Raw genomic sequence first — 26,724 nt, 5'->3', positions numbered from 1 at the left:
GTATTTTATTTACAGGTATTAAGTTTTCCTGTGGAACCTTCCGGGTGCCCCAAAAGGTAAACATAATAATAGTAATAGCAACAACAATTGCAAAAATTCTAAAACCCTGATTATAGCCTCGCTGCCGATAACCGCAGAAACTACATATATAATCATTGCTTGCAATCAGGCTATTGCAATAATTACACTTTTTCCCTTGATCCATTATTCTCCCCAAAAATTAAAATAATTATTGCTATTTTTTTATCTTTAATTTAATTTAAATGCAATATCTTTTAGATAAAATGACTGGAGAGTAAATTACTTATATTTTATAAAATATTCCCACAGGCTTTAAGCAATACGAATACCATAATCATTTTTAAATAAAAAAGCCTGATATCAGATAATCAGGCTTTTTTATTTCTAATAAAGGTCAAAAGCGCCAGTTGTAAAACATATCAACTGCTCGATCTAGCGCCGAACTGGCTTCAACATATAAACGGCGATTTAACTGATAACGCAAGGTTAAGCGGTTAACTGGCGTAAATACACCCACCCCATAGCGCAAGTACAGGTCTGGTGTAATATAACCTGTCAGGCTGACCTGCGTATCATCACCCACTCCCTCTGCATCTAGTGTAAGTGAATCAAGGCCAAAGGTTCTGCCTATACGGTTGGTAAAGTTACGTGTACCACCAAGGCCCATACTTATACCTGCTGCGGCAATGGTATTGTTTACTTCACTTTTAAATCCGGCAGTGTTATTGACAGTCGGGTTGGCAGAGCTGATTCTACCTGTCAGTAAAGCATTTAATGCCTCTTGCTCGGATAGACCAGCATCGTTATATACCGCAATATTTGGATTGGTTGCCCTGCCTGTAACACGCACACCAATAGTACGATTGCTGACAGCTTTAGTGGCATCAATATCCAGTGTTGGCTGGGTAATAATACCGTTAAAACGGGCAATACCCCGGTTGAGCTGTAAACGCTGGCCAAAGGCTTCGATGGTGACATTCTGGCGTACCCCAATTGCCCCACTACCGCGCATAGCTGTATCAAGGCCCCGTTGGGTAAGATTTAGCTTGCCACCCAGTGGAATGCTGGTGCCAAAGCCCCGGAAATACACGTCATTCCCCAGTGCCAGATCAATGTCAGCATAAATACCCCACGGACGGGCTGCTTTCATCACCCGCTCATCCACCTGATCGGTACGCACAATACGTACATCGCCTGATTTGGCAATCACATTGGCATTACTTTCTGGCAGCGAAATAACTGCCGTTGGAATGTCTACATTGCCACTGACGCTGATTTGACGTTCCGTTGGCAAGATTCTGGCATCGATAGCAGGCGTTACCCGTGCAGTTAGTAAGGGGGCCTGACGAATTAACAGGCGCTCACCTCTTAAGCTTAGATTGACATAGGGCACACCTTGCCAGTTGGCATCACCGGTTAGTTTTGCCAGACCATCACCGCTATAGAAACTGCCATCTACTGTGGCTTCAGTACCACGGATACTGGAACTTAAGTTAATACGGTTGAGATTGATAGGCAGGTTATTCATGGCAACCTGTCCATCACGCAAGCGGAATTCACCATAAAAATCTGGTGCAGTGAGCGGCCCGGAAACACCACCCGCCAATGACGCCACACCATTTAATACCCGCATACCGGGGAAAAATGGCTTAAAGATATTGACCTGAACATTATCCAGCACCAACGCCCCGTTGACTGTTTTTGGGGTAACACTGGGGTTGATGGTGGCGTCAATATAACCCGTACCAATACCCGGCGTTTTGGCATCAAAGCGCAGTTTGATCCCATCCGGCTGTGTAACGGCAATCAGGCTTAGGCGCTGATAAGGCAGGGTTAATGGATCATCCTGCGGATCTTCCGGAGCCAAACCAATTTCACCGTTATCGGTATAAATTCTCGCATTTAATGTGGGCGCATTATTACCAAGCCAGGTAACCTTAGCATGACCAAACATCTTGCCATTCCAGGCAACACCCTGCGGCATAAAGGCCTGAAAGCTGCCAATATCCAGATTCTGCAACTGGACGGCAACCAGCCCTTTGGCACTGCTGGCTTGCAGGGGTTCAGTCAGGCATAGCTTGCTCCCAGCACCTGCCCAGCAATGCTGATCCAGATATACGGCTGTGCCTTGTGACCGATAGATCAGTGCTGCTGGTTTATCCTGATTCAGGGTTAACTGCCGTGTTGATAAAAGACCTTTTTGCACTTGTCCTAACCAGTCATTGCTGGTATTTAAACCACCAGCCAGTTGTACGCTAAAGCGCGTGGCAGGATTAACGCCGTTGCCACTCAGTTGCAATACATGCGCGGCTTTTGTGCCCACCAGTAGAACCCGGCCCTGTTTTAATGTCTGAGTACCCCGTTTGAGGTTCTGGATATCCAGTTGAAGCTGCCCCGGTTGACGTCCCATTTGCGGTATGCGTCCAATCAGGCTGGCTTGCTGAATAGTAATCTGGTTTTTAAACGAAAAACGGTCTACCTTGAGATTTATCAGGGCATCAGGCTGGCGCTCATCCCCGCTTAGTGTAATGCGGCCAATGATTCTGCCGGTAATGCCAGCATAAAGCTGGTTAAGCGCTGGTGCATTAACATCCAGTGCCAGACGGTTGGAATTACCATTGGCAAATACCTGATTGCCAGCAAAGGACAATATCAGATTTTGGGCTTCAAACCGGCTGGGTAGCAGGCCGTTTTTCTGATCGGAACTTAAGCTGACAAACAATGAGCCACGCCCAATAACAGGCTGGTTCTTAATTACACCATCCAGATTAAGGTTACTTAGCTGGATATCCTTGCGATTGCCCTGCCAGTGTCCGGTTGTATTAAAGTTACCACTAACCCAGCCGGCATAACCACTGGCAAAAAAGCCGGGATTAAAACGGTCTAATACCCCTTTTAAGCGCCATGCGGGGCCTTGTGATAAGTCTACCTGACCATCCAGATTAATCTTACCAGCAGCACCATCATGTCTGAACTCATCAATATTGATTAGCTTGGGTGTACCAGATACCTTAATAATCAGGTCGCCATTGGGAACATCCGGGGTTTTTAAATCACCGTTAAACTGTACAGCAAAACTTTTCAGGCCACTTTGCTTAGCGCCTTTTTTCTGGCGGCTCGAATCATGCATTAACAAGGCGGCCGTTGCATTGCCCGTAAGCTCTACAGTACGGCCAGCCTGCCCACCCGACGCTGGTATATAACCAGATAACCGGGTATTTTTCAGCTCAATGACTTGCCGGTTATTACTGCCGCGACCGCTGGCATTAATACTTCCATTTAAGCGTTTAAAAGGTATAGCGGCAACCAGCAGGCTTGGGTCAAAGTTTTGTGTGGTGGCTTTTGCCTGCCATTGAAGTCCCTGTTTGCCCTGTGGCAGCTTGACACTGGCATTACCTTGCAGATTGCCTGCTATGCCCTGATAACTGATTTCTGGAATATTCAGCAGATTATTTTTCTTGTTGACGAGCGCATGATACTGGCCTGCGGGTAATAAACTGTCCTTACTCTCGCCTATACTGGCATTAATATTGGCGTTCAGGCGATTTTGCGGCACACTCAGCACAGCACGTCCTGCCGGACTATTCAAATACCCTACAGTTGGCATCTTCCGATTAATATTTTGCCAGTGTGCATCAATCCATAGTGGCTCGCTGCGATTACCCAGTGAACCTTTGCGGGCAATCCCGGCCAGCCATGTTTCGCGGCTATCCAGACGCACTGCCGCATATAAATGGGGAATATCGGACAGTTCACCCTTTGAATAAATATTACCATTAATTACTGGGGGCAAATAACCCCGAATGGCTTCAGGAACGGTATTGTCCTGTGAATTTAGACCATTGGCACGGCCTGTAATATTCCAATGCACCTGATCCTGCCAGCTTAGCATGCCTTGGGTCTGGAGTGTGCCATCCATCAGGCGGCCATTGAGTGCGCGAATATCCAGACTTTTAAAATTGGTTGCCAATTGTGCCTGATAGTCTCCAGTGGGAATGGATTTGCCAGATAGGTCAGTTTGCAGGTTTGCGGTTAAACCGGAGGTTGTGCCCTCAATAATGGCACCGCCAGACTTGGAAAACAGGTTTTGTGCTGGGGCCATTGGCCATTTAAAGTTACGCCAGTCCAGTTGCCCGCTATATGGCACATCTTTACGTACCGGATGCAACAGGACCTGTCCTTTCATAAAACCCGGCTTGCTGGTTGGAATCGCCAGCCCTACCCGCAAGTTATCAACATCACCCCGGCCAGCCACAAAAATGCGTTGCACGTTCAGGTTTTTTAAGCCCGGAATAATTAGCTGACCATTCACATGTAACGGATATTTGTCATGAAACTCAATTTTACCTGTGATTTCCTGTGCCATCAGGTAAGGTAATTTCAGGCTGGAGTTTTCCATTTCCAGCTTGGTGCCTGACCATACAGCGTCATGCAATACCACTTCATTAAAACGGAAGGTACTTGTTGGCTTGGTTTGAATGGACAGGCCATGCACAAAGCCTTCATCAAACCGTAAGGTGACCGGTAATTTTAGCTGTTTAAAATCAAAAGGCTTATCCGAGGGCGGGGATTTTTTGATAATTTTGAGTTCATCAATGGAAGCATAGCGAAAATGCAACTCACGGCTGGCCAGCGCCCGCCAGCCAATTTTGACAATGGCTTGTTCGGCCAGCACGTCTACTGCCTTGGTACTGACTTTAATATTGGTCAGGATCACCCCTTTTTGCAGGTTACCACTCTTAAAAGTATAGGTAACCAATGTTTGCCGGCTGGTTAACAGGGCCAGCAGTTTTTTGCTGCCTTGTTCAGTGGTAGTCATATAAGCCACAACTGCAACCAGTGCCAGCAGCACAGCAACCACAATGAGTAAAATCCATCTTAGGCGACGGTGTTTTTTAGGCAGCTTTTGGGGTGGCTGGTGGTGGCTATTTCCAGAAGCATTGTCCCCAGTATGCTGCTCACCCAAATTAACAGCGCCATTACCAGCGCCGGAATTGTCTACAGGTGAAGTATTGCCCTCCTGCAGGGGTGGGGTTTTACCGTCATGAATAGGTTCGTTACTCATTATTTTAAAATTCCAGATTTACAACTGCGGGCCAATAAAGAAATGAAGACGAATTGGAATATCCTTTTCCGATACCCCTGCACCAACATCTACCCGAATAGGCCCTACTGGTGAAGACCACCGCACCCCAATCCCTGCGCCCACCTTAACAGGATCATTAAATTCCTTGTCAAAAGCATTGCCCGCATCCACAAATACTGCACCACGCCACTTTGGAATAAACTGGTAATTGTATTCCAGTGATCCTACAGCCAGATTTTGCCCCCCAACCAAATACCCATTTTGCTCTGTGGATAGACTTTTATAATCATAACCCCGAATACTCTGGTCACCACCCGCAAAGAACCGCAGGTTATATGGCACATCCTCAAAATTTTCGGTCACAATGGTTGAAGCATCCGCACGTCCTACAAGCTGGTGATTATCATTGTCACCAAATGAATAAATAAAGCGCCATCCGCCACGCAATATGGCCATATCAGTATCGGTCAGCAGGTTGCTACTACCGACTTCAACCTGATAAAACTGCCGAAATGCGCGGGTTGGGTCTAGTCGGCCAACGGTATAAGTTTTGCTTAAGCCATAACCAAATAGTAAGGCTTCCTGCTCAAACCGGGAATTTTGCAAATTAAACGGCGGTGGCAAGTCAGCCTGATTAATGTTGTCCTTGTTACGTTCCAGCTGATCCAGCCGATAGCGCGCAGAAAGCGTATGCTGCCAGTCACCATTCTTGGGTTTAATGGCACGCTCAATCCCCACTGTGGCCGTATTAATCACCAGCCCCAGATCCTTGCCGACATCATCACGCTCTTCTTTTTCGTAACCACCAAAAATACTGATGGTATCTTCCAGCGGATGCTTATAAGGCAGGTTATAACGTACATCAATGGCCTGACGGATTTTGGACAACTCAAGGTTGGATTCAACACTATGCCCGCGTGAGTTTACCAGAGCCTTTCGATACTGGCTTCTTAACCGGAACTCTGTATCCGTACCATAACCAACACCTACCTCAGCACTGTTTGGCTTGTCTGCATTTACCGTTACAACCACCGGTATAATCTTGGTTTCCCGGACTTCAGCCTGTGCCTGCTTGCGGGCGGCTTCTTTTTGTTCAGCCTCGGAAAGCTCCTGCTGGGCTTCTGCGCTACGCTGTAAAGGCGTATCACCTTCGCCAACACCGGCAAACTGGGTTTCATCGACGGCTGGTGCATTGGTTGCACCCTCTGCATTCTGCGCCTCATCGCTTTCATTATTGATCGCCAGGGCTTGACGCTGCATGATGGTAAGCTGGTTGACATCAGCATCAGCAGGCAGCTCTACCGGCTTGATAACAGGGTCTGGAATAACCACATCTACCTGTACATTATTAAAATAGCGGGTATCCGAGAGGTTGCGTGACAGCGCATTTACCTTCCATGAGCCATATTCATCGTTTTCCTCAAATGGAACCAGTTGCCGCAATACTTCTTCTTTTAAGGGAATGGGTTCATCGGGATTGGCATTTTTAAATTCAACCGCACCCAGTTTGTAACGCTCGCCACTGTCATAAGCCAGACTGATGTCTGCTGTGTTTTCCGGTAAGGTTACCTTGACATCATGCATAATCCAGTAGCCATCGAAATACCCTTTTTCAGTGCCGGCGGTAGAAATACGTCCTTTGGTTTTTTCATAGAGTTCATCATTCATGGGATCGCCAACTTTCAGGTCGGGGTTTTGCTTAATTTCCTGAAACGTCCGGTCCTCAGTCGCCTCACCTTCATAGCGGATTTCCTGACTTTGTACCATGGCGGGTTCATGGGGGGTTACCAGCACCCTTAAAGTTTGTGTATTGACCTGCTCAAAGCGAAACTCAGCCTTGTAATATCCCACTGCTTCGGAAGCTTCGCGTGCCATGCTGCGCAATTGTGGCAATGAAGCCCTAAAATCGCTAAAGGCCTCAACGGTGTACTGTTCCAGCCGGGCTTCAATATTATTTGCCAGAATATCCGGTGCACCCTGAACCCGGACACTGATAGTTGGCAGGGCATCAGCCAGCTCACCTTTAGGTGGCCAGAACCGATACCAGATTCGCTTGAAGATATTTGGTTTTTTTTGTTGCGCTGCTTCTTCCTCACCTTTTTCAGGCGTTTCAAGAGCTGCGGCATTTTCCGTAATCACCTGGTCGGGCTTTTTACCTTGGGTCAGGTCAGCATTATCGGCAGAAATCTGGGTTGCTTCACGCGCCTGCTCCAGTTCTGCTTCGGCACTGGCCATTTCATTGATCGGGTCAACATCCTGCACAGGCTGTACAGGCAATTCCTCGCCACCCAAACCATTGGTAATACTGGAAACAATCAATTCATTATTGGTACTTTGAATCACATCTTCCCGGACATTGGCACTGCTACTGGTGGCGGTTACACGACTGGCATCACTTGCCGCCGCCTGCTTGGCCTGCTCGGCTTCCTGCATCAGGCTAGCAATATCCACTGGAGCCAGCGCCACGTTATCAGTGGTCAGCACATCATCACTGGCAGGCAGTGTATTAGTCATGGCCGGTAGATTATCCACTACTGGCGCAGCAGTGAGCGGTTCTGCCATAACGAAGGCGGATGAACCCAGCAACACCAGCCCTGCACTCATTTGCCAGCAATTGTGCAAACAACTTACCTTGGATACAGAAGGATAAAGGGCTAAACGAAGGGCTTTGACTAACGTCTTTAATTGAGTGTTGGGGTATTGACGCATGCCGCTCTCAAAAATAGAAAAATGGTTCAGTTACAAATTGCTAGGTTCAATAATAAACAGACACAAACCAACTTGCTACTAGCCCAGCTTATAGATATGTTGTTTACATGCAAACTCAGCAGCAGCATTTTAGTAACATAAACGATAGATATTACTGAAACAATAATGACCGGGGAATAAACTTTTCTATGGCTAGTCAATTTGGATTAATGACCACCCGCCGCTTCCTGCCCATGTTTTTAACCCAGTTTTTTGGGGCATTAAATGACAACGTATTCAAGCAAAGCCTGTTGCTGGTTTTTACCTATCAGATCGTAAGTTCCAGCAGCAGTAATGTCAGTACGCTCAATAATATGGCAGCCTTGCTGTTTATTCTGCCCTATTTCCTGTTTTCAGCCACCGCAGGCCAACTGGCAGACCGCTATGAGAAAGCCAGACTGACCCGCTGGCTGAAACTAGCGGAAATCATCATTATGCTACTGGCTACCGTGGGCTTTTTAAGCCATCAATTGTGGCTGCTTATGCTGGCTTTATTTCTGATGGGAACGCACTCTACCTTTTTTGGGCCAATCAAATATGCCATTTTGCCGCAAATTTTAAAGCCCACTGAACTGATGAGCGGTAATGCGCTGTTTCAGACTGGTACTTCACTGGCCATCTTGCTGGGCATGATTATTGGCGGTGTAGTGATGGCCAACTCACAGGGCAACCTGCTCTGTGTCAGCCTGACTGTGCTGGCCATTGCTGTGGCTGGTTTTATGTCGGCACGCTTTATTTTGCCCCAGCCCTTAAATGCACCGAACCTAAAGGTAAACTGGAATTTTCTGGCCACCAGCATTGAAACCCTGAAATATAGCTGGCGCGTGCCACCTGTGTTTTATGCGATTATTGGTATTTCATGGTTCTGGTTCTATGGGGCAACCTATCTAACCCAGATTCCGCAGCTGACCCAGCAAAATCTGCATGGCAACGAAACTGTGGTATCACTGTTGCTTACGCTATTTTCTATTGGCGTTGGAATTGGTTCGTTATTATGCAGGCGGCTATCTGGTGCCAATGTAAGCTTAAAACTGGTGCCTATTGGCGCTGTGGGTTTAACCCTGTTTGCAGCTGACCTGTTTTTTGCCTTGGGCGGATTGCCTGTGGTCAAGGGTGAACTGCTGGGTATTGCAGCGCTTTTTTCCGAGTTTGCCTACTGGCGCGTAATGTTTGATATTGTGATGCTGGGTTTAAGTGGCGGCTTTTATATTGTGCCTTTATATGCCTATATGCAGGAACAATCGCCCGAAACCCACCGCGCACGCATTATTGCAGCCAATAATATTTTAAATGCACTGTTTATGGTGGTTTCAGCCGTTATTTCGATTGTTGTATTGAGCCTGCTTCATTTACCACTGGCAACCCTGTTTTTGTTTACAGCCCTGTTAAACGCGCTTGTGTGTTATTTTGTTTTAAATAAATTACGCCGGTTGCCTAAGGGCTCAAGTGGCAATACCATAAACCCGTCTGCCTGATTTTAGCTGTGCCATCCTGTTTTTTAAATAAGAGAAAGTCCATGCGCCATTATCGTTTTTCTGACCATCTGATTGATTCTTTTGATCAGGCACTGCGCAGTCTGGTGCCCGGCTCTACGGTGGCTGAGCGTCCAGCGCCGGGACAGGACACGCAAAGCTCGCTAACGGTAAATCAGGCGCGACATGTGGCTGGCCTGATGCGGGTAAACCATAGTGGTGAGGTCTGCGCGCAGGCCCTGTATCAGGGACAGGCACTCACTGCGCGCCTGCCCCGGGTCAAGCAGGAAATGCAGCAGGCCGCACGTGAAGAACAGGATCATCTGGCATGGTGCGAACAGCGCCTAAAAGAACTGGACAGTTATCCCAGTTTGCTCAATCCGCTGTGGTATGGATTGTCCTATACCATGGGTGCAATGGCTGGGCTTGCCGGTGATGAATACAGTCTGGGCTTTGTAGCGGAAACTGAAAAACAGGTTAGTGCACATCTGGCGTCGCACTTAACCCAGCTACCCGAAAATGATGCACGCAGCCGGGCCATTTTAGAACAAATGAATGAAGATGAATTACAACATCGCGAAACTGCGCTGGCTGCTGGTGGACGTGAATTGCCTAAACCCGTACAAGGTGCCATGACCCTGATTTCCAAAACCATGACAAAAACCAGCTATTTCTTTTAGAGGCTAGTTATTTCTTGCAGGTAAACTATCAGTTATCCCGGCTTTTACCAAATAAGGCCCAGTATTCGGGTTTTATTTTTTGATCAGAAATGCACATCGGTTGAGGTGGCTAAAAGGGGTTTTTCCTTTTGGTGAACGACTGCATTTAGTCCTGTGATACCAGCCAATTCACAACTTTTATCATAAAGCCAATTCTGTTTATTCAGGTCACGCGCTATGCGGCTAATTGGACGTGGCCATTGTACGGAATAGTAGCCTCCGGTTTCACCCTTATGGGCAGAACCGACTGCCAAATCCACGGCCATAATACCGGCACGTTCCGGGCTAATCAAAAACAGGCGTAATAGCAAATAAACAAGCCGTGGCAAGTCACGCCAGATTTCAGAATCCACCCCACCCGGATGGAAAGCCTGAGTGGTGACACCTTTGGGCAAGCGGCGCGCCAGTGCAAAGTTAAACATCAGGTTGCCAAGCTTGGACTGGGCATAGGCACCGACAGAACTATACGGGGTTTCCCCACGAAATGACGCTTGATTTAGCTGGCCCAGCATATGCGCAATAGAAGCCACATGAATAATGCGTGCTTCACCGCTTACCGGCACAGCAGCTTCCAGCAAGGGTAATAATAAATGGGTTAGCAGGAATGGCCCCAGATAATTGACACCAAACTGCATCTCAAAACCGTCCTGGGTAAATTGCTGCTTGAGTGCCACTGTGCCTGCATTGTTAATCAGCACGTCCAGGCATTTATGGTTTTGTTTAAATGCATCAACCATAGCATGAATAGAATCAAAAGAAGCCAGATCCAGTTGGTATAGCTCCACGGTAGCCGTAGGTACAGCCTGCAAAATCTGCTGACGTGCTTCCTCGGCTTTAGCCATGTTACGGCAGGCTAAACAGACCGTAACGCCTGTACGGGCAAGGTCAAGTGCCGTTGCCAAACCGATGCCAGAGTTTGCGCCCGTGATCAGTGCTATTTTTTTCATCATTGTTACCCAAGACAATAATTTAAAGTTTTTGAAGTAATTTTTGGTTTTATTCAAAAACTTTGTGAATAATGAAGTAGAATCCCACATCAATTAGGTAATAAATCAGTTTCTAACTAATTAATATGAACTAGTTTACATAATTTGAATGGGCGCCACTTTACATCTGACATTGGGTGCTGTCAAACGCAATTATGACGGAAGGTAAAATAAAATTGGAAAAAAGGATTTATGCGGGACTTGACCTAACTACCCGTAAAGCTGAAAGAAAAATACGTTTTATTGAAGCGGGTATAAAAATTATCGGAACAAATGGCTATCGTAGTGCCACTTTGCGTGCGTTGTGTAGTGAAGCAGGCCTAACCGAACGCTACTTCTATGAATCGTTTAGCAGTACTGAAGCCCTGTTTCTGGCCGTACTGGATCATCTGACGCTGGATTTTAAAACGCGCCTGCGCGCGCTGATCCAATCACATACCAACCAGCAGAACAGCCAGCCACAAAGTAAAATCCAGAATATTGCCGACCAGACTGACTTGGCCCGACTAGCTTTACGCCTATACTTTACTGAGGTGCAAAATCCGGTATTTGCCCGGATTACCCTGATTGAAGTGCTGGGCATGAGTCCTACTGTCGACCAGAAATACATTGAGAATACCCGTGAATTTTCAATTCTTGTCACGCAAATTATCCGGGCGATTGAGCCTAATATTCGCATCGAACCACAGGATGAAGATATTGTAGGCACTGCACTGGTCGGCTCCGTGATTACTGCGGCCACAGGCTGGATGCTACAGGGTTATCCCTACAGCATTGAACAAATGGTTAATAACTGCCTAAAAATCCTGACGGGAACGGCACGCCAGCTTATTTCATCCGCTGTTCAGGATATTGCTATTCCGGTGGCCGCCAATGCAATTATTAAACAGGCCAATGCCACCTGAACCAGTTTTTTAGGTAAATAGGTGGCTGTTAAGACCACCAGATAAGCAGCAATGGCCAGTACCAGCCAGCCAGCCGAAACACCAATGGTAATACCCCAGGTTGCCATGCAATACACCAAGGCCGTGATAATCAGTGTAAATCCGGCTAGTCTTAGCAGCAAAATGGCTGGTTTGACTGACCATGTGCCAAACACATCCTGATAGCGTCTGCGCATGGCAGCACAAAGCATGGCAAACCCACTATAAGCCAGCGCCAGCGAAGCAATGATCATATCCGGGACTCTTTTTTGGCCAGTTGCTGTTCAGTCAGTTTTAATGCGGTAGCTTGCTGACCGGACTGGGCGCGCTGCTCTATTTTGTACTGCATTTTAGCCACCACCTGTTCCTGGTTTTTCATCAGGTAAGCCAGCATGCTCCAGAACAATGCAGCAAATACCAGCATGGTTAAATCAAAGCTGACCAGTACCCATTTCTGTTGAAACACTGTCATGAGCAGACTGGCTTGTGGCGTTAAAATCAGATTAATGATAGGTACTGTAGCAAACACCAGACCGGCAATAAATAATTGCTCCTTCCATGCTTTGGCCCACGGACGTACCAATGCATGAATCAACAGGCTTAGCCAGACGATAAGGAAAACCCGGATCTCCAGATCAGCCCGGTTTTCCAGTTGGGCATCAATCAGGCGATTGGCGATAAAGTAGCCTGCCATAGCTGTCGGTAAACCAACAATAGCTGCGACATTAAAACGCTCAACCAGATAATGACCGACATGAAATTTGCCGGTTTTTTGCTGTTGCATACGGCGCTTAACCGTCCATAGCACCATTCCCGAACCAATCATACAGCAGCCCAGAATACCGGAACAAAACAGCAGCCAGCGCATGGGCCAGTCTGCTATATGGGCAATGTGCAAGCCATACACCGTGCCAGTAGCTACAGCCATGGCGCTGGGTGACTGACCCGATGACAGTAGCTCGCCAGTAATGGCATTCATCTGGATAGCAGGGACACGGACATTTAGTTTGCTTTCTACGGCAGGCACCAGGCTCACCGTTGCACTTTGATCATTGGGCGCACTCATTTCAATGCGAGCAATGTTCTGGCCTTTAAGGGCCTGATCAGCCTGTGTCAGCAGGGATTGAAATGCCAGCATGGTGGCCGGTTTACCGGTGGCTTCCGGCATGGTTGCACTTCGGTTCATTTCATCAAAAAACTGGTTACGCTCACTGCCGTATTTGGCTACCATGCCCCATGGCATATAAATATAGAAAAATATCGCCAGACCGGTATAAGTAATCATCATAAAAAATGGCAGTGACATTACCGAGGTTACATTATGAAAATCCAGCCATGAACGCTGGCCCTTGCGCGGACGGAAGGTAAAAAAGTCGGTGATAATTTTTTTATGGGTAATCACGCCGGTAATCAATGCCATAAACATCAGCATGGCAGCAATACCCACAATAATGCGGCCAATCAGTACCGGGAAACCAAACAGTTCAAAATGAAAACGATAGAAGAACTCTCCGCCCCGGGTATCTCGGGCTGCAATTTTTTCACCGGTGTGCGGGTTTAGGTTGGCGTTATCGTAGCCCTTATCATTTCTCCAGTAGACATTAATGGTTTGCTGGCGCTGGTCTGGCAAGGTGATGTACCAGCTTTTTGCGTCAGGTGCCAGCTTCTGCATACTGTTTAATGCCATCAGTGCGGCCTGATGGTTGGACACAGACTGCAACTGAAGTTCAGGCGTCATCCACTGGCTGATTTCTTGTTTAAAATAAGCCGAGGTGCCGGTAGCAAAAATGGCAAATAACACCCAGCCCAGCACCAGACCAGTCCAGGTATGCAACCACGCCATTGACTGGCGAAAACCATTTTTCATGCCTTATCCCGCCATGCCTGGAGACTGAAGCGCAAAATACAGGGGGGCCATAGCGCCAATCAGCATTGCCAGAATCACATATAGTTTGAGTAGTGATTTAACCGCAAAGGCCCAGATAATCATGCCAGCAAACCACACGTAGCTCAGCATGCTGGAAAGCACCACAGCATCAGCGCGAGTCATGGGCAACAGGAGAGCAGTAACAGCCGTGATATAGCCTGTTAATACATAACCACCCACAAAGCCTGCCAACACACGCAGCAAAACTTTGAACCGATAACGCGTACTTTCACCAAGCCAGCGGCTATTGCTGAGATTCTCAGTCAGCATTGCTGTTGTCTCATGGCCACGCCCATATTATTACTCCACAAAATATTTACTGTGCCACTTGTTGATGGTCACGGTTTGCTGGTTTAGCAACATAAAACAAGCTTAATATAGTAAATGATATTCATTATTGTTTTCAATCATTATCTGGGTCAACTTCTAACATTTAGCTTACATGGATAGATATAAAAAAAGACTTCCGAAGAAGTCTTTAAGTTTGAGGTATTACTCACTGTGAGCATTCAGGATTTTGGTGCAACCATTTGCTCTGGCCGTACCACTTGGTCAAACTGCTCGGCGCTTACCAGCCCCAGTTCAACCGCCACCTGTTTTAGCGTTTTGCCTTCCTTGTAGGCTGTCTTGGCAACCTTGGCTGCATTTTCATAGCCAATAACTGGATTTAATGCAGTAACCAGCATTAGCGAGTTATGCAGGTAATACTCTATTTTCTCCAGATCTGGTTCAATACCATAGGCACAATTGTCATTAAAACTATTGCAGGCATCGCCCAGCAAACGAATGGATTGCAGCAAGTTAAAGGCAATAACCGGCATATATACGTTCAATTCAAAATTGCCCGAAGCACCAGCCACATTAATGGTGGTGTCATTGCCCAGCACCTGCGCCACCACCATGGTCATGGCCTCAGACTGGGTGGGATTGACCTTGCCCGGCATAATGCTGGAACCCGGCTCATTTTCAGGAATACGGATTTCACCAATACCACAGCGCGGGCCACTGGCCAGCCAGCGAATATCATTGGCAATCTTGTTCAGGCTCACTGCCAGTGTCTTTAATGCACCCGACGCAAATACCGCCGCATCACGCGCAGCCAGTGCCTCAAACTTGTTGGGTGCAGTAATAAAGGGCAAACCGGTTAATTCGGCAATTTTATCAGCACTTTTTCCCGCATAATCGGGATGGGCATTTAAGCCAGTGCCTACTGCTGTGCCACCCAGTGGTAATTCATATAAACCCTGCAAGGCCTGATTCAGGCGTTTTAAGCCATGATCCAGCTGGCATACATAACCGCTAAATTCCTGTCCCAGTGTTAATGGCGTAGCATCCTGCAAGTGAGTGCGGCCAATTTTAACAATATGCTCAAACTCACGGGATTTTTGTTGCAGCGTATCGCGGAGCTGTTTAACGGCTGGAATCAGTAGCTCATTAATTTCAACAGCTGCTGCCACATGAATGGCAGTTGGAAAGGAATCATTGGTAGATTGGGCGCGGTTGACATGATCATTGGGATGCACCGGATACTGCGCGCCCAATGCCTGTCCAACACTTAAATTGGCGATGTTGGCAATTACTTCATTACAGTTCATATTGCTTTGGGTGCCAGAACCAGTCTGCCACACTACCAGCGGAAACTGCTCATCCCATTTGCCATCAATCACCTGCTCGGCAGCAGGCACAATTAACTGAGAAATTTCTTTTGAAATCTGACCCAGTTCTGCATTTACCATGGCAGCCGCTTTTTTAACGGTGCCCATGGCTTTAATCATGGGGCGTGGCATGCGCTCCTGCCCGATTTTAAAATTCTGCAAACTGCGCTGGGTTTGGGCACCCCAATAGACATTGGCCGGTACTTCAATCTCGCCCATGGTGTCATGTTCAATACGTGTTTCCATGCATAGCTCCACTTCATATCTTTAGTTGGACAAAACATGCTGGCTACGCAAAACAGGGCTGGCAAACCCAGCATAAAGAAATTTGTCGTTATACGCTATGGCTTTTAAACCTTGGGCCAGAATAATAATTATTGGTTTTTGCATCAAAACAGGCTTTGATGCAAGTTTGTTAAGTTAGGTTAAACGTAGGGATTTAATCGCATGACTGCTTAGCTGAGCGACTATTTAACCAAGTAGATTAGCCAATTGGACGGACAAACTGATAAAAACGCCATAAGTCGGTGGCCATGTCCTCAACACTGCGTTTGGCCTGCCAGCTTAGGATGGTATAGGCTTTCTCGGCATTACCCACCAGACTACCGACATCACCAGTACGTGCATCAACCACCTGCTGCGGTACAGGTTGCTGGGTTACCTCGGCAAAAATTTCGGCAACTTCTTTAACTGATGTTCCTTTACCGGTACAAATATTAAAAGTTTCCAGTACCTGTGCCTGATTAAACAGCCAGCTTAGGGCATGCATATTGGCTTCAACAGCATCCATGATATGAATATAGTCGCGCACGCCAGTCCCATCCGGAGTTTTATACTGGTCGCCATAAATTTCCAGCGTTTCACGTTCATGCCGTGCCAGTTGCACCAGATAAGGCATCAGGTTGGACGGCAAGCTGCCCGGCCACTCTCCCAGTACGCCAGTGGGATATGCCCCAGCCACATTGCCATAACGCATAATGGCAATCCGCCAGTCAGTGTCAGCCTGTGCCACATCTTGGATAATCTGCTCAGACATTTGCAGGCTTTTGGCATAAGGACTGGCTGGACTAAATGCGGTGTCTTCAGTAACCGGCTCAGCCTGATCAGCGCCATAAACAGCAAGGGATGAACAAAACAGCAAGGTTTTAACAGATGTACGCTGCATGGCACGCAGGATACTGGTGGTACAGGTTACATTGTTATTATAAAAATCCAGCGGCTGGTTGATAGAATCCGGTATAGCCTTGGTGGAAGCAGTATGCACAATAGCGGTTACTGCATATTGCTCAATAGTCCGTTGTAAGGCAGGGGTGTTTCTGACATCAAGGCGAATGAAAGTAACATAACGGCCTGCCATATATTCCAGACGTTCCAGTACTTCCATTTTACTGTTACATAAATTATCAACCAAGATGACGTCATGACCGTTTGCCAGTAGTATCGCAGCCATATGTGACCCGATATATCCCAAGCCTCCTGTCACTAAAATCATGAAATTACCTCAATTTATATTCTAAAATGCCTATCGGCACTATCATAGATGAATTTTTATGTTGGAATCATGACCATCATGACACTACTTTTGTTAACACTACCCAGTACCAGTCCTATTGCATGGCATGCACTTAAGCTGGCCCAATCCCTGATTCACGCCCAACATACTGTTCAGGTTTTCTTTTATCAGGATGCCGTAACAATTGCAAATGGCTTAAGCTGGCGTCCACAGGATGAACCCAGTCTGGGACAGGAATGGCAAGGGCTGGGTATTGATTTACCCGTTTGTGTGACTGCCGCCCTAAACCGTGGAATTACTGATGAAGATAATGCCAAACGCCACCAGCTGAGTACCACCAACCTGTTGCCGGGATTTCGCATGGCGGGCTTAGGCGAACTGGCTGATGCCATGATGATAGCCGAGCGCACGCTCCAGTTTTAAGAGTACACAGCTTTTTGAATGGGCAGTTTTAATATTTATTTTAGATCAGGGCATCTATTGTGAAAGCAGTTTTAGTGATTTTTAGTCAGGGCGCAGTGGCCGGTCAAAGCCTGCTGGAAGCATTGTCGGCTACTATGGTACTGGCTACTTTTGGCCTGAATGTAAAAGTTTGCCTGATGAATGAAGCAGTGTCCCTGCTGCAATCGCCTATTTATCCAGCCACCTCAAAGAGTCCGCAGCCATTTAAGTCTGCTTATGCCATGGTAGAAAGTTTTGAGTTTTATGATTTGCTACCCGTATGGGTGTGCCACAACCAGCAAGCGCAACTCCAGCACCTTTCACCTTCCATTGAGCATGAACTGGTAGAGTTAAACCCTGCCCTGCTTGCACAATTTGATCAGGTGCTGTACTGGTAAAATACCGGTCAGTTCGCAGCCCATTATTGTTAAATTCCAACCAGAACAGTTTTTAAATGAGTCAAATCTTACCATGAGCACAGCTTCTTCTACCCTGCATCAGCTCTGCCATGCCCCCAGCATGTGGGCCAACTGTATTGGCCAGATTGCTGCCGTATGGCAGCCGCTTGATGCGCTAGTATTACTGGGACCGGCTGCACAGGGTGTGTTTGATCCGCGCTTAGCCGCCTTTACCCAGCTTTATATTTTACAGGCAGACCTGAATGTTTTAGGCATTCCAGCCGAGCAAATCCGGTGTAAAATCCTAAACTATGACCAATGGGCACAACTGGTATTAACTTACCAGCGTCATATTAGCTGGAAATAGTTAGACCAAATTCCATCATGGAAAATTGCAGCGGTATCAGCCTTTCCCAGATTTTGTTCAAGGGTAATAACGAAACAGTATGAATGACACAGCGTCTGACAATGAACTCCTGCTGGATCAGGATGGACATTTGCAAAACTATCAGGACTGGACGCCAGAAATTGCACAGCTTATGGCGCAAAAGGATGGCCTGACGCTCACTCCTGCGCATTTAAATATTTTATATGCCGTGCAGAAATTTTATCAGCAGTTTGGTTATGCCCCTGCCACCCGGCCACTGATCAAGTTTTTAATGAAAGAACTGGGCGACCAGATTAGCAACGCTCAACTGATGCAAGACTTTCAGACTGGACTGGTAGCACGCACATTGGCCCGACTTGCCGGATTACCAAAACCAGCCAACTGTCTTTAATGTTTTGGCCTTCAGGTTTTTTGTCGATTTTAATTTTTCTTTTTAATTTAAGAGCTAGCCCATCTATTTTTGAATAGCAGATTTGGCATCTTGTTGTTTATCGGGATCAGCATCAGGAACTTCGAAATTGCGCATGCCAAAAATAGTCAAAGCAAGCACCAGTACCATTAAAATGACAATAAATATGACGAAGGCACTGCCATAATTTTTGCGCTTAAAGCCACAAAAACGGCACGGCTCCATGGACTTCAGCATCAGGTTTTTGCAATTCTCGCAGATGGATACCACTTCCATTGTAGGCTTCCCTATTTTCTTACACTTTAAACATCATTGCGAAAAACTTGCCAAGGATTCAATAAACTTTAGGTGAGCAAATATTTTGACATGTGAATTAATGGCTTTTCATGTAATGCAATTTATGGGTACGGGATAGAAAAACTTTAAAAAGCCAATTCATAAAATTATTTAATAATGCGATTTGCATAAGCTATAGATGCAATATCTGGCGCCTGACTTGTCACCTTAGTTCATTTAATACTGAGGAATTTCGAGCTAACAAGCCAAGCTTCAAATCCTGATTAATGCTCCAAAGCCACCATTTTGCTTCGTGCCGCATGCAGTTTTTTATAACTGTCAATCAGGCGCTGATGCCGGTCAAGCCCCTCAAGCTTCATGCTGGTTGGTGTTAAACCATAGAAACGAACGCTGCCATCCACCGACCCTAGCACTGCCTCCATCCGCTCCTGACCAAACATCCGGCGGAAATTGACGATGTACTCATCCAGTTCCATGTCTTCATCCAGCGTCACTTCCAGAACCACATTCATGGCCTGATAAAATAACCCGCGTTCAACCGTATTGTCGTTATATTGCAAGAAGGCACCTACCAAATCCTGCGCTTCCTCAAATTGCTGCAAGGCAAGATGAATCAGCAGTTTTAGCTCCAGAATCGTCAACTGGCCCCAGACAGTATTGTCATCAAATTCAATGCCAATTAAAGTGCTGATTTCGGTGTAATCATCGAGATCACTGTCTTCCAGACGTTCAACCAGTGCTTCAAGACTGGTATCATCCAGACGATGCAAATTTAAAATATCTTCGCGGAATAGCAGCGCCTTGTTGGTGTTATCCCAGATTAAATCTTCTACCAGATAAATTTCTGAATAATCAGGCACCAAAATACGGCAGGCGGTTGCACCCAAGTGCTCATACACCGCCATATAGACTTCTTTGCCCATGTCTTTGAGAATGCCAAACAGTATTGCGGCTTCCTCGGCATTGGCGTTTTCGCCCTGAGCTGAAAAATCCCATTCCACAAAATCAAAATCAGCTTTGGCACTAAAAAAGCGCCACGACACCACCCCGCTGGAATCAATAAAATGTTCTACAAAGTTATTCGGTTCAGTTACCGCATTACTTTGAAAGGTCGGCTGCGGTAAATCATTTAAGCCTTCAAAACTGCGGCCTTGCAGCAATTCCGTAAGACTGCGTTCCAGTGCCACCTCAAAGCTTGGATGTGCCCCAAATGAAGCAAACACACCACCAGTACGCGGGTTCATCAGGGTTACGCACATTACCGGAAACTTGCCACCCAGTGAGGCATCTTTGACCAGCACTGGAAAGCCCTGTTCTTCCAGACCCTTGATGCCTGCCAGAATAGCCGGGTATTTGGCCAGCACATCCTGCGGGACATCCGGCAGCGTCATTTCGCCTTCCAGAATTTCACGCTTGACCGCACGTTCAAAAATTTCCGACAAACACTGCACCTGCGCTTCGGCCAAGGTATTGCCTGCGCTCATGCCGTTACTTAAATACAGATTTTCAATCAAATTTGAGGGAAAATATACCACCTCGCCATCGGACTGACGTACAAACGGCAGTGCGCAAATGCCGCGTTCTGCGTTACCCGAGTTGGTATCAATCAAATGCGAGCCGCACAGTTCGCCATCCGGGTTGTAAATCTTGCGGCAGTATTTATCCAGCAGTTCTTTGGGTAATTTATCTTTCTTGCCCGGCTTAAACCATTTTTCATCGGGATAATGCACAAATTCGGCATTGGCGATATCAAGGCCCCAAAACTGGTCGTTATAAAAGAAATTGCAGTTTAAGCGTTCAATGAATTCACCCAGCGCCGATGCCAAGGCACTTTCTTTGGTTGCACCCTTGCCATTGGTAAAACACATGGGCGATTGCGCATCACGGATATGCAGCGACCATACATTCGGCACAATATTACGCCACGATGCAATTTCAATCTTCATGCCCAGATTGGCAAGAATAGCGGACATATTGGCGATAGTTTGCTCAAGCGGCAGGTCTTTGCCTGCAATATACGTGTTGGTGTCGCTGGTCAGACTAGGCATTAGCAATGCCTGTGCGTCGGCATCAATGCTTTCAACTTCCTCAATGATAAACTCAGGGCCGGTCTGGATTACCTTTTTGACCGTGCAGCGATCAATGGAGCGTAAAATCCCCTGCCGGTCTTTGTCAGAAATATCGGCTGGTAATTCAACCTGAATTTTAAAAATCTGCTTGTAGCGGTTTTCCGGGTCAACGATGTTGTTTTGTGACAGGCGAATATGATCAGTTGGGATATCTCGTGCTGCGCAATACACCTTCACAAAATAAGCGGCACATAAGGCAGAAGACGCCAGAAAATAGTCAAACGGCCCCGGCGCCGACCCATCACCCTTATAACGAATGGGCTGATCGGCAATTACCGAAAAGTCGTCAAATTTGGCTTCCTGACGAAGGTTATCGAGATAATTGACTTTGATTTCCATGCTGGCACCTAAAGCTCTTAGGCATCACCATTGACACATAAGATTAAAAATATTGAGATATAACGTAAACTTGAAACAAAAAAGTCTACTGGAAAGGCTTAGGACTGACCCAAAATCTGGCTATAAGAAACATTCGGACTGATTAAGCATTTTTCGCTAAACTATTTTACAGAAACTTTCTAGCAGATTGAGAGTTTTTGCAAAAATTTTGGATTAAAAGCTAGTTTAGTAAAGGCCTAAACTTAGGTTTTATATGATGCCTATACCGAAAAAAAATCAATTTAGAATAGGAGCAATGAAGAGGCTAAGTTATTGATAATTATGGTGGGCCCGCCCAGACTTGAACTGGGGACCAACGGATTATGAGTTTTCATAACCTTGCATAAAATCAATAGCTTGAATTTAAAAAATATTAAAAAATTAATAAAATAAATAATACCGTAGCTAGCTTTTTAAAAAATCTAAGAAAAGTAACAAAAGATGTATTTTGCTTAAACTTTACGTCTTAAATAAAGAAAATTCTTATTAGAATAAGTGATAAAAAACTAAAAAGATTTTGTATAGCAAGCTGGTTAGATTTACAACTGGTACCGTCAATGTCCCGTAAGTTGACCGCAAGAACGTAACGATAGACCGAAGATAACAAAAGATTTTTAATAGACCGTAGCAGCTCCTTCCTCATTTCTTAAATTTTTTTTAGGCACAATGAGACCGTCAACATTCTTGATTGTTTAGAGCCGTAATCCTACACTTTAGAATCGGTTCCTGATTTGCTGGATAAATAAAATAAAAATAACCCCTCCCTTGTGTTTTACAAAAGAGGGATGCCAGCCATGACAAACTCTGATTTATAAATAGAAATCAAAATCCCCTTCTTAAAAATACAATATGCAACCACAAAGTCTTATGTTGTCAGGAGCTTACTTATAAGCATTTGCTAGTAACGCTATAAGTCCTTGTGAGTTGTATAGTAGAGGTAGAAAGAATTAATCCTAGCTAGGCCACTTCTTGCATGATAGAGTTTTCTTCTAATTCTGCTCCTGTTAGAGCATGATGAGCATATCCACATAATATTATTTTATGTGCTAAGGCTGAATTAGAAGGGTTTAAAGTATAAAAATGCAACTTTTTATAACTAATGCCTTGTAACTCCAAATAGCGCGAAGTTGGCTTATTTCGATTTACGTCTTTGACATCAAAGTACTTCACCAAGAAGTTCATGGCTTTACTAGGCTCAATGCTAATAGATCCATTTTCTATTTTTAAACCTTTAATTAATCTGTCTTTCACCATTTTTTGAATAGGCAATCGGTTCTTGCTTTGTAATTTGTTCACAGCCCGCAAAACAATTTTGACGGAGTCCACCTGACTAATCCTGCAAACAGCCAAGTTTGATTTATGCAGTAATTGTTCTAAATCCTTTATGATGTGCTGCACAATCAAATTATCGTTATAAGCCTGAGCCATTTCACGAATATTGTTTTTCAAACCTTCCTTCAAGATACGTTCTATATCCTGAAGATTGTCCACATATAAACCAAGGTAGATAATGTCTTCTAAGACTTTTAAACACAATAAAGAATTTTGCGATTTCAAATAATTTGGATTGTAAAACTTATATATTTGGTCATTATCGTTCATGCTCTCTAAAAAACGTTGAGAAATTTCTTTTAAGGAAGTAAAGGCCTTATTGTCAAAATAAGTAACATAATAGCGTAACGCAGGTTCAATGCACGCTTGATAATCTTCCTTTTTCTCTTCCCCCTGATATCTAAAGAAAGCTATAAGCTCTTTCGTTGAATAAGTTTGATCATCTTGGTCATAGATAACTTGAAAATTTGAGTCTATTTCCAAGAACCGATATTTGAAATAGTCAAAACTTGAATACAAGTATGAGGTATCAAACTGATAAAGCATAGATACCAAACTAGCTTGATTAACTTCAACTTGCCCACGATTAAGCCATAAGAGATCACAGCCAAAGCTATCAGTAAAAGTTTGATTAACCTTACGAATACGCTCTGAACAACTCAGTTTCTTATCGCTATCTGTCTCAGCCTCAAGTGCATAGTCATCAACTAAGTACTTTAATGCTTCAGCGGCTGCCTGAACCTTATCAGCCCGTTGTTGCATACGCTTTAAATGCTGCATATGGTAATTAGCTATATCATTAACAGATTGCACACTGAATTCAGTATAGATATGCTGAAAACATGGTACAGATGCTAAACGTAGTCTTCCCATAAACTGGATCAACTCTTCAACATGAATACGCTTGCCGATAATGTGCATTGAGTCAATTTCATTCGCCGTGTTGTTAATATTTATGGCTTCATCCAACATTGATGTGGTAATTAAAAAATCATAGTGAAGAGGAATAGCCTGTTGTTTCAAGAATTCCTGCACTGTGTTATGCGATTTTTTATCACTATGTACTATCAGACTTTTTGCCCCAAACTTTTGCTCAAAATAGATGGCAAGCTCTTCACAATAGTTTTTGGAGTCGGTACGGATTATAATTTTCTTGCTAGGACCACCTGTATGGGTTTGCCGAAGCTGGAGATATCTATGTTTGATAAACTCAATGGCTGTGTATTTATCGGCCTGGGTATAGTGGCGTATGGTAAGTTGGCGATTAACAGAGGTCAGTTTCGAAAAATGATACTGTTGGTCAAAGCATATATGTAATTGCTCATTAAGAAAGGGAGTAAAGCTGGCTGTCAGAAATACGACTTTTTTAAAGACTCTCTTAATCACAGTATTAATCAAAGGATTCAGTGCCCCATCTCGAAAGCTGCCTGCCGAATACAACTTATGGCACTCATCAACGATGAGTATCATGTCTTGCAGACAAGAGGACTTACCAGAAGTGATTAACTGAGAAAATTTGTCATAAGTGCCAACAATAGAGTGTGATTTATTGATTTCTGCTTTATCTAATCCTTGATCTGCATAGCAAAACAGGAATCGATCAAGATGATTATATTGAACTTGCAACTCTTGTACTTTTGCTACAGTAGGGACAAAAATAGCACAGCGATGCTGCTGACTTAAGACTTCCATAGTATAAGTAGTTTTGCCCATTCCAGTGCCCGCTAAAATCAACGTATTACCTAATGGAAGTGACGGAATTTTATTTTGGATAAACTCGTCTTGGTGCAGAGTGAATGGATAAATCAAGGACATGAAAACTCCTTAGGCATGACAATCATGCCTTGTTTAAATAGTGAAAAAGTTATATTTAGATAGAAGTTTCAGGAACTATCTTGGCTGCCTGATTAATCAAAGAGGCCACCTGATCATAGGCATCTGTTAACACTGAGCCTTTAAGATGCGCGTAACGCTGAGTTGTTTGCGGTGAAGCATGGCCCAGTAAATTCTGAACCACGTATAGGCTTAACCCTTGATTGACCGCCATACTAGCAAAGTTATGACGTAAGTCATGGATACGGATATTGTCAATCCGAGCCGCCTTCATGATTTTGTCAAAGGTTTTCCTTATATCATTAAAAGGCGAACCAGTTTGTAGATTAGCAAAAACATGTTCTGTTCTCTGGGGAAGCATTTTTTTAATTTCCACAAGGGCATCCCCTGATAGATAAATTAGCCGTGGTTTACCAGATTTGTTTTTTTCAAGCTTCCAATGTCCTGTTTTTAGGTCGATATCTCTCCATTTTATATCCATGACTTCACGCTTGCGCATGCCAGTGAGCAATAGCATTTTTACAATGCTAACAATCACTAAATTAGTAATACCAAACGCATCGGGTGCATTGAGTACTTTCATAAGATTTACTAATTCAATTTCTGACAGGTAGCGTTCAATCATATGACTCTCTTTGTACTTCTTGACTCGCTGTACAGGGTTCCGATCAAGTAAACCAAGATCAATCGCATAATTCATAACGCTTGAACATAAGGCACGAATACGGTTAACCGTAGCGTTAGATAATCCCAAATTTTTGACGTGATCTAAAACCTGGATAATCGCTGTCCGGTCTACTTGATTGAGTTTCAAGTGTCCTAATGGGGCTTTGAGATGATTGTTAAAGCGTGATAGATCATCAAGATAAGATGATTTACGCTTTTGGGCATAAGGATAATAGTGATCCATGAAAAAGCTGGTTAGAAGTGGCATGGTTTTTTCCATATCCCTCTGCTCTTGAGGATCTGTTCCATGTTTAATCAGCTCATGATGCGCTTGTGCCATTAAACGAACTTGTGCCAGTGTGACCGATGGATAATCCCCCAGTTTCATGGCACGCTTTTTAGTTCCAATAATGTAGCGCAATAACCATGAGTATCTGCCACCACGAGTGATGACCAGCTTTAAGCCTTTCACTACATCATCTGTAAATTCGATGTCACGCTTTGTCGCAGGACAACACAGAGTTGGAATTAACTCGGCTGTCAGGTGCAGTTTCTGGTTCATATTTACTCTCCTACCAAATTTTAGGTACACGAATTCCTGACTAATAAAAATCATGGTTCGTTTATAAAAGGATTCAGCTTAAAGTGGACGTTAGCCCAAGGTTTAATTCATGCGGCGCTGTAAACCTAATCCGGATTTAGATTTACAAATCAGCCGTATTAACAGAATTCTTCAGTGATTTTGGACATTGCATCCATACTGGAATGAGCGCGTATGCCTAATATATAAGCACCTATGACCTCAAGTTGATTATTCAGACCATAAAACCCATAGGTATAAGCACTACGATTGACAAAGTCTACGGGTTCCCGAACCCATGCTAGATGTTTAATCTGGTAATGCTTAATGCATTGCAGTGCACTCCAGCGTCGCTGGCCACCCATATTCCATATTTGTATATGATTAAGCCATTGTGTTGCTCCCGTTAAGGAAGCAGATGGGATGTAAAATTGCATGTTGAAGTTATGAGTTTCCCATTCAAGCTCCTCTTCAAAAGCAACCACGGCTTCTGATCTCATGTAATGTTCCTCATTCCAAATGAGGTTATTCAGTTCGTTACTCCGTACCGCCAAATAATCAAGCGTACAAGTCGTTGCTTGTGCATGGAGGCTGTACTCATGCTGGTTAAATATTAAGCCGGAAACTGGGGTCATTTACTCACCTTACATTGCTACAGTTGATAGGGTAAGTAGAAAGTAACTCATCATTCATCTGAGAGCAAATTCGTAAATTTAGTATATTTTTTAAACAGAATAAAATTTAATTATTATTATAAATCATAATCTTAGTTTAAAAATTTTATTCCATTTACATCACCTATGAATTAAGATAAAGCACTGGC

General features: G+C 44.8%; 21 protein-coding genes. 7 read left to right on the top strand and 14 right to left on the bottom strand.

All coding sequences use genetic code 11. From position 1 onward, the window contains the following. The 3 genes from BKE30_RS16420 to BKE30_RS14345 all read right to left on the bottom strand — a co-directional run. A partial coding sequence (locus tag BKE30_RS16420) for a hypothetical protein (RefSeq protein ID WP_227518417.1) occupies positions 1 to 205 on the bottom strand: 205 nt, incomplete at its 3' end. 210 nt (positions 206 to 415) lie between these two features. Further along, positions 416 to 5,086, bottom strand: a complete 4,671-nt coding sequence (locus tag BKE30_RS14350; protein WP_083698601.1) for a translocation/assembly module TamB domain-containing protein — start codon at positions 5,084 to 5,086, stop codon at positions 416 to 418. Positions 5,087 to 5,104: 18 nt separating this feature from the next. After that, positions 5,105 to 7,729 (bottom strand): autotransporter assembly complex protein TamA, encoded by a 2,625-nt coding sequence (locus tag BKE30_RS14345; protein WP_158073199.1) that lies wholly within the window; start codon positions 7,727 to 7,729, stop codon positions 5,105 to 5,107. A gap of 275 nt (positions 7,730 to 8,004) precedes the next feature. Between BKE30_RS14345 and BKE30_RS14340 the strand changes: the two genes are divergently transcribed. Both BKE30_RS14340 and coq7 read left to right on the top strand, forming a co-directional pair. Continuing rightward, positions 8,005 to 9,330, top strand: a complete 1,326-nt coding sequence (locus BKE30_RS14340; RefSeq protein WP_076879249.1) for an MFS transporter — start codon at positions 8,005 to 8,007, stop codon at positions 9,328 to 9,330. A 41-nt stretch (positions 9,331 to 9,371) separates the two neighbouring features. After that, positions 9,372 to 10,007: a 2-polyprenyl-3-methyl-6-methoxy-1,4-benzoquinone monooxygenase gene (gene coq7, locus BKE30_RS14335; RefSeq protein WP_076879248.1), complete on the top strand. Its 636-nt coding sequence runs from the start codon at positions 9,372 to 9,374 to the stop codon at positions 10,005 to 10,007. An 83-nt stretch (positions 10,008 to 10,090) separates the two neighbouring features. Here the strand turns inward: coq7 and BKE30_RS14330 are convergent, their stop codons facing one another. Beyond that, positions 10,091 to 10,996, bottom strand: a complete 906-nt coding sequence (locus BKE30_RS14330) for an SDR family NAD(P)-dependent oxidoreductase (RefSeq protein WP_083698600.1) — start codon at positions 10,994 to 10,996, stop codon at positions 10,091 to 10,093. 212 nt (positions 10,997 to 11,208) lie between these two features. Between BKE30_RS14330 and BKE30_RS14325 the strand changes: the two genes are divergently transcribed. Beyond that, positions 11,209 to 11,937 carry a TetR/AcrR family transcriptional regulator gene (locus tag BKE30_RS14325; protein ID WP_158073198.1) on the top strand — a complete coding sequence of 243 codons (729 nt, stop codon included), beginning with the start codon at positions 11,209 to 11,211 and terminating at the stop codon, positions 11,935 to 11,937. Here BKE30_RS14325 and BKE30_RS14320 read toward each other — a convergent pair. The 5 genes from BKE30_RS14320 to galE all read right to left on the bottom strand — a co-directional run bounded on the left by BKE30_RS14320 (position 11,877) and on the right by galE (position 17,029). Then, positions 11,877 to 12,209 (bottom strand): DUF3325 domain-containing protein, encoded by a 333-nt coding sequence (locus tag BKE30_RS14320; protein WP_076879245.1) that lies wholly within the window; start codon positions 12,207 to 12,209, stop codon positions 11,877 to 11,879. The two genes, BKE30_RS14325 and BKE30_RS14320, sit on opposite strands and share 61 nt — an antisense overlap. Continuing rightward, positions 12,206 to 13,822: a PepSY-associated TM helix domain-containing protein gene (locus tag BKE30_RS14315; protein ID WP_076879244.1), complete on the bottom strand. Its 1,617-nt coding sequence runs from the start codon at positions 13,820 to 13,822 to the stop codon at positions 12,206 to 12,208. Before BKE30_RS14315 ends, BKE30_RS14320 begins: the two co-directional genes overlap by 4 nt. Positions 13,823 to 13,825: 3 nt before the next feature. Beyond that, positions 13,826 to 14,152 carry a hypothetical protein gene (locus tag BKE30_RS14310; RefSeq protein WP_076879243.1) on the bottom strand — a complete coding sequence of 109 codons (327 nt, stop codon included), beginning with the start codon at positions 14,150 to 14,152 and terminating at the stop codon, positions 13,826 to 13,828. Between the two features lie 239 nt (positions 14,153 to 14,391). Beyond that, on the bottom strand, positions 14,392 to 15,783 hold the full coding sequence (fumC, locus tag BKE30_RS14305; protein ID WP_076879242.1) for a class II fumarate hydratase: 1,392 nt from the start codon (positions 15,781 to 15,783) through the stop codon (positions 14,392 to 14,394). A 238-nt stretch (positions 15,784 to 16,021) separates the two neighbouring features. Continuing rightward, positions 16,022 to 17,029, bottom strand: a complete 1,008-nt coding sequence (gene galE / locus BKE30_RS14300; protein WP_076879241.1) for a UDP-glucose 4-epimerase GalE — start codon at positions 17,027 to 17,029, stop codon at positions 16,022 to 16,024. A 75-nt stretch (positions 17,030 to 17,104) separates the two neighbouring features. On the opposite strand from galE, the gene tusD reads away from it, so the two are divergent. From tusD to BKE30_RS14280, 4 genes are all read left to right on the top strand, one after another. Beyond that, on the top strand, positions 17,105 to 17,473 hold the full coding sequence (tusD, locus tag BKE30_RS14295; RefSeq protein WP_076879252.1) for a sulfurtransferase complex subunit TusD: 369 nt from the start codon (positions 17,105 to 17,107) through the stop codon (positions 17,471 to 17,473). Between the two features lie 59 nt (positions 17,474 to 17,532). After that, entirely contained in the window at positions 17,533 to 17,889 is a 357-nt protein-coding gene (locus tag BKE30_RS14290) for a DsrE family protein (protein ID WP_076879240.1), read from the top strand. A 73-nt stretch (positions 17,890 to 17,962) separates the two neighbouring features. Further along, entirely contained in the window at positions 17,963 to 18,256 is a 294-nt protein-coding gene (locus BKE30_RS14285; protein WP_143253777.1) for a hypothetical protein, read from the top strand. Positions 18,257 to 18,335: 79 nt separating this feature from the next. Further along, a complete protein-coding gene (locus BKE30_RS14280) occupies positions 18,336 to 18,668 on the top strand; it encodes a TusE/DsrC/DsvC family sulfur relay protein (protein ID WP_076879238.1) in 333 nt (110 codons plus the stop codon). Positions 18,669 to 18,731: 63 nt separating this feature from the next. On the opposite strand, the gene BKE30_RS14275 is transcribed toward BKE30_RS14280, so the two are convergent. From BKE30_RS14275 to BKE30_RS14255, 5 genes are all read right to left on the bottom strand, one after another. Further along, on the bottom strand, positions 18,732 to 18,962 hold the full coding sequence (locus BKE30_RS14275; protein ID WP_076879237.1) for a hypothetical protein: 231 nt from the start codon (positions 18,960 to 18,962) through the stop codon (positions 18,732 to 18,734). A gap of 284 nt (positions 18,963 to 19,246) precedes the next feature. Further along, positions 19,247 to 21,451 carry an OsmC domain/YcaO domain-containing protein gene (locus tag BKE30_RS14270; RefSeq protein WP_076879236.1) on the bottom strand — a complete coding sequence of 735 codons (2,205 nt, stop codon included), beginning with the start codon at positions 21,449 to 21,451 and terminating at the stop codon, positions 19,247 to 19,249. A gap of 996 nt (positions 21,452 to 22,447) precedes the next feature. Next, positions 22,448 to 24,637 carry a DEAD/DEAH box helicase gene (locus BKE30_RS14265; RefSeq protein WP_076879235.1) on the bottom strand — a complete coding sequence of 730 codons (2,190 nt, stop codon included), beginning with the start codon at positions 24,635 to 24,637 and terminating at the stop codon, positions 22,448 to 22,450. Positions 24,638 to 24,692: 55 nt separating this feature from the next. Beyond that, on the bottom strand, positions 24,693 to 25,883 hold the full coding sequence (locus BKE30_RS14260; RefSeq protein WP_076879251.1) for a site-specific integrase: 1,191 nt from the start codon (positions 25,881 to 25,883) through the stop codon (positions 24,693 to 24,695). Between the two features lie 158 nt (positions 25,884 to 26,041). Continuing rightward, a complete protein-coding gene (locus BKE30_RS14255) occupies positions 26,042 to 26,536 on the bottom strand; it encodes a hypothetical protein (RefSeq protein ID WP_076879234.1) in 495 nt (164 codons plus the stop codon). Between the last annotated feature and the right edge of the window lie 188 nt (positions 26,537 to 26,724).

It is taken from the genome of Alkanindiges hydrocarboniclasticus (genome assembly GCF_001982605.1).
GTDB classification, from domain to species: Bacteria; Pseudomonadota; Gammaproteobacteria; order Pseudomonadales; family Moraxellaceae; genus Alkanindiges; species Alkanindiges hydrocarboniclasticus.
Note: the sequence above shows the minus strand (reverse complement) of the source record. Positions and strands in the feature narration are given on the sequence as shown.

Excerpts from the sequence above, each read along its gene's own strand:
- BKE30_RS14260 (WP_076879251.1), bottom strand. The coding sequence starts at position 25,883 with ATGAACCAGAAACTGCACCTGACAGCCGAGTTAATTCCAACTCTGTGT.
- galE (WP_076879241.1), bottom strand. The coding sequence starts at position 17,029 with ATGATTTTAGTGACAGGAGGCTTGGGATATATCGGGTCACATATGGCT.
- BKE30_RS14270 (WP_076879236.1), bottom strand. The coding sequence starts at position 21,451 with ATGGAAATCAAAGTCAATTATCTCGATAACCTTCGTCAGGAAGCCAAA.
- coq7 (WP_076879248.1), top strand. The coding sequence starts at position 9,372 with ATGCGCCATTATCGTTTTTCTGACCATCTGATTGATTCTTTTGATCAG.
- BKE30_RS14350 (WP_083698601.1), bottom strand. The coding sequence starts at position 5,086 with ATGAGTAACGAACCTATTCATGACGGTAAAACCCCACCCCTGCAGGAG.
- BKE30_RS14255 (WP_076879234.1), bottom strand. The coding sequence starts at position 26,536 with ATGACCCCAGTTTCCGGCTTAATATTTAACCAGCATGAGTACAGCCTC.
- BKE30_RS14310 (WP_076879243.1), bottom strand. The coding sequence starts at position 14,152 with ATGCTGACTGAGAATCTCAGCAATAGCCGCTGGCTTGGTGAAAGTACG.
- BKE30_RS14285 (WP_143253777.1), top strand. The coding sequence starts at position 17,963 with ATGAGCACAGCTTCTTCTACCCTGCATCAGCTCTGCCATGCCCCCAGC.
- fumC (WP_076879242.1), bottom strand. The coding sequence starts at position 15,783 with ATGGAAACACGTATTGAACATGACACCATGGGCGAGATTGAAGTACCG.
- BKE30_RS14330 (WP_083698600.1), bottom strand. The coding sequence starts at position 10,996 with ATGATGAAAAAAATAGCACTGATCACGGGCGCAAACTCTGGCATCGGT.
- BKE30_RS14275 (WP_076879237.1), bottom strand. The coding sequence starts at position 18,962 with ATGGAAGTGGTATCCATCTGCGAGAATTGCAAAAACCTGATGCTGAAG.
- BKE30_RS14265 (WP_076879235.1), bottom strand. The coding sequence starts at position 24,637 with ATGTCCTTGATTTATCCATTCACTCTGCACCAAGACGAGTTTATCCAA.
- BKE30_RS14280 (WP_076879238.1), top strand. The coding sequence starts at position 18,336 with ATGAATGACACAGCGTCTGACAATGAACTCCTGCTGGATCAGGATGGA.
- BKE30_RS14320 (WP_076879245.1), bottom strand. The coding sequence starts at position 12,209 with ATGATCATTGCTTCGCTGGCGCTGGCTTATAGTGGGTTTGCCATGCTT.
- BKE30_RS14315 (WP_076879244.1), bottom strand. The coding sequence starts at position 13,822 with ATGAAAAATGGTTTTCGCCAGTCAATGGCGTGGTTGCATACCTGGACT.
- BKE30_RS14340 (WP_076879249.1), top strand. The coding sequence starts at position 8,005 with ATGGCTAGTCAATTTGGATTAATGACCACCCGCCGCTTCCTGCCCATG.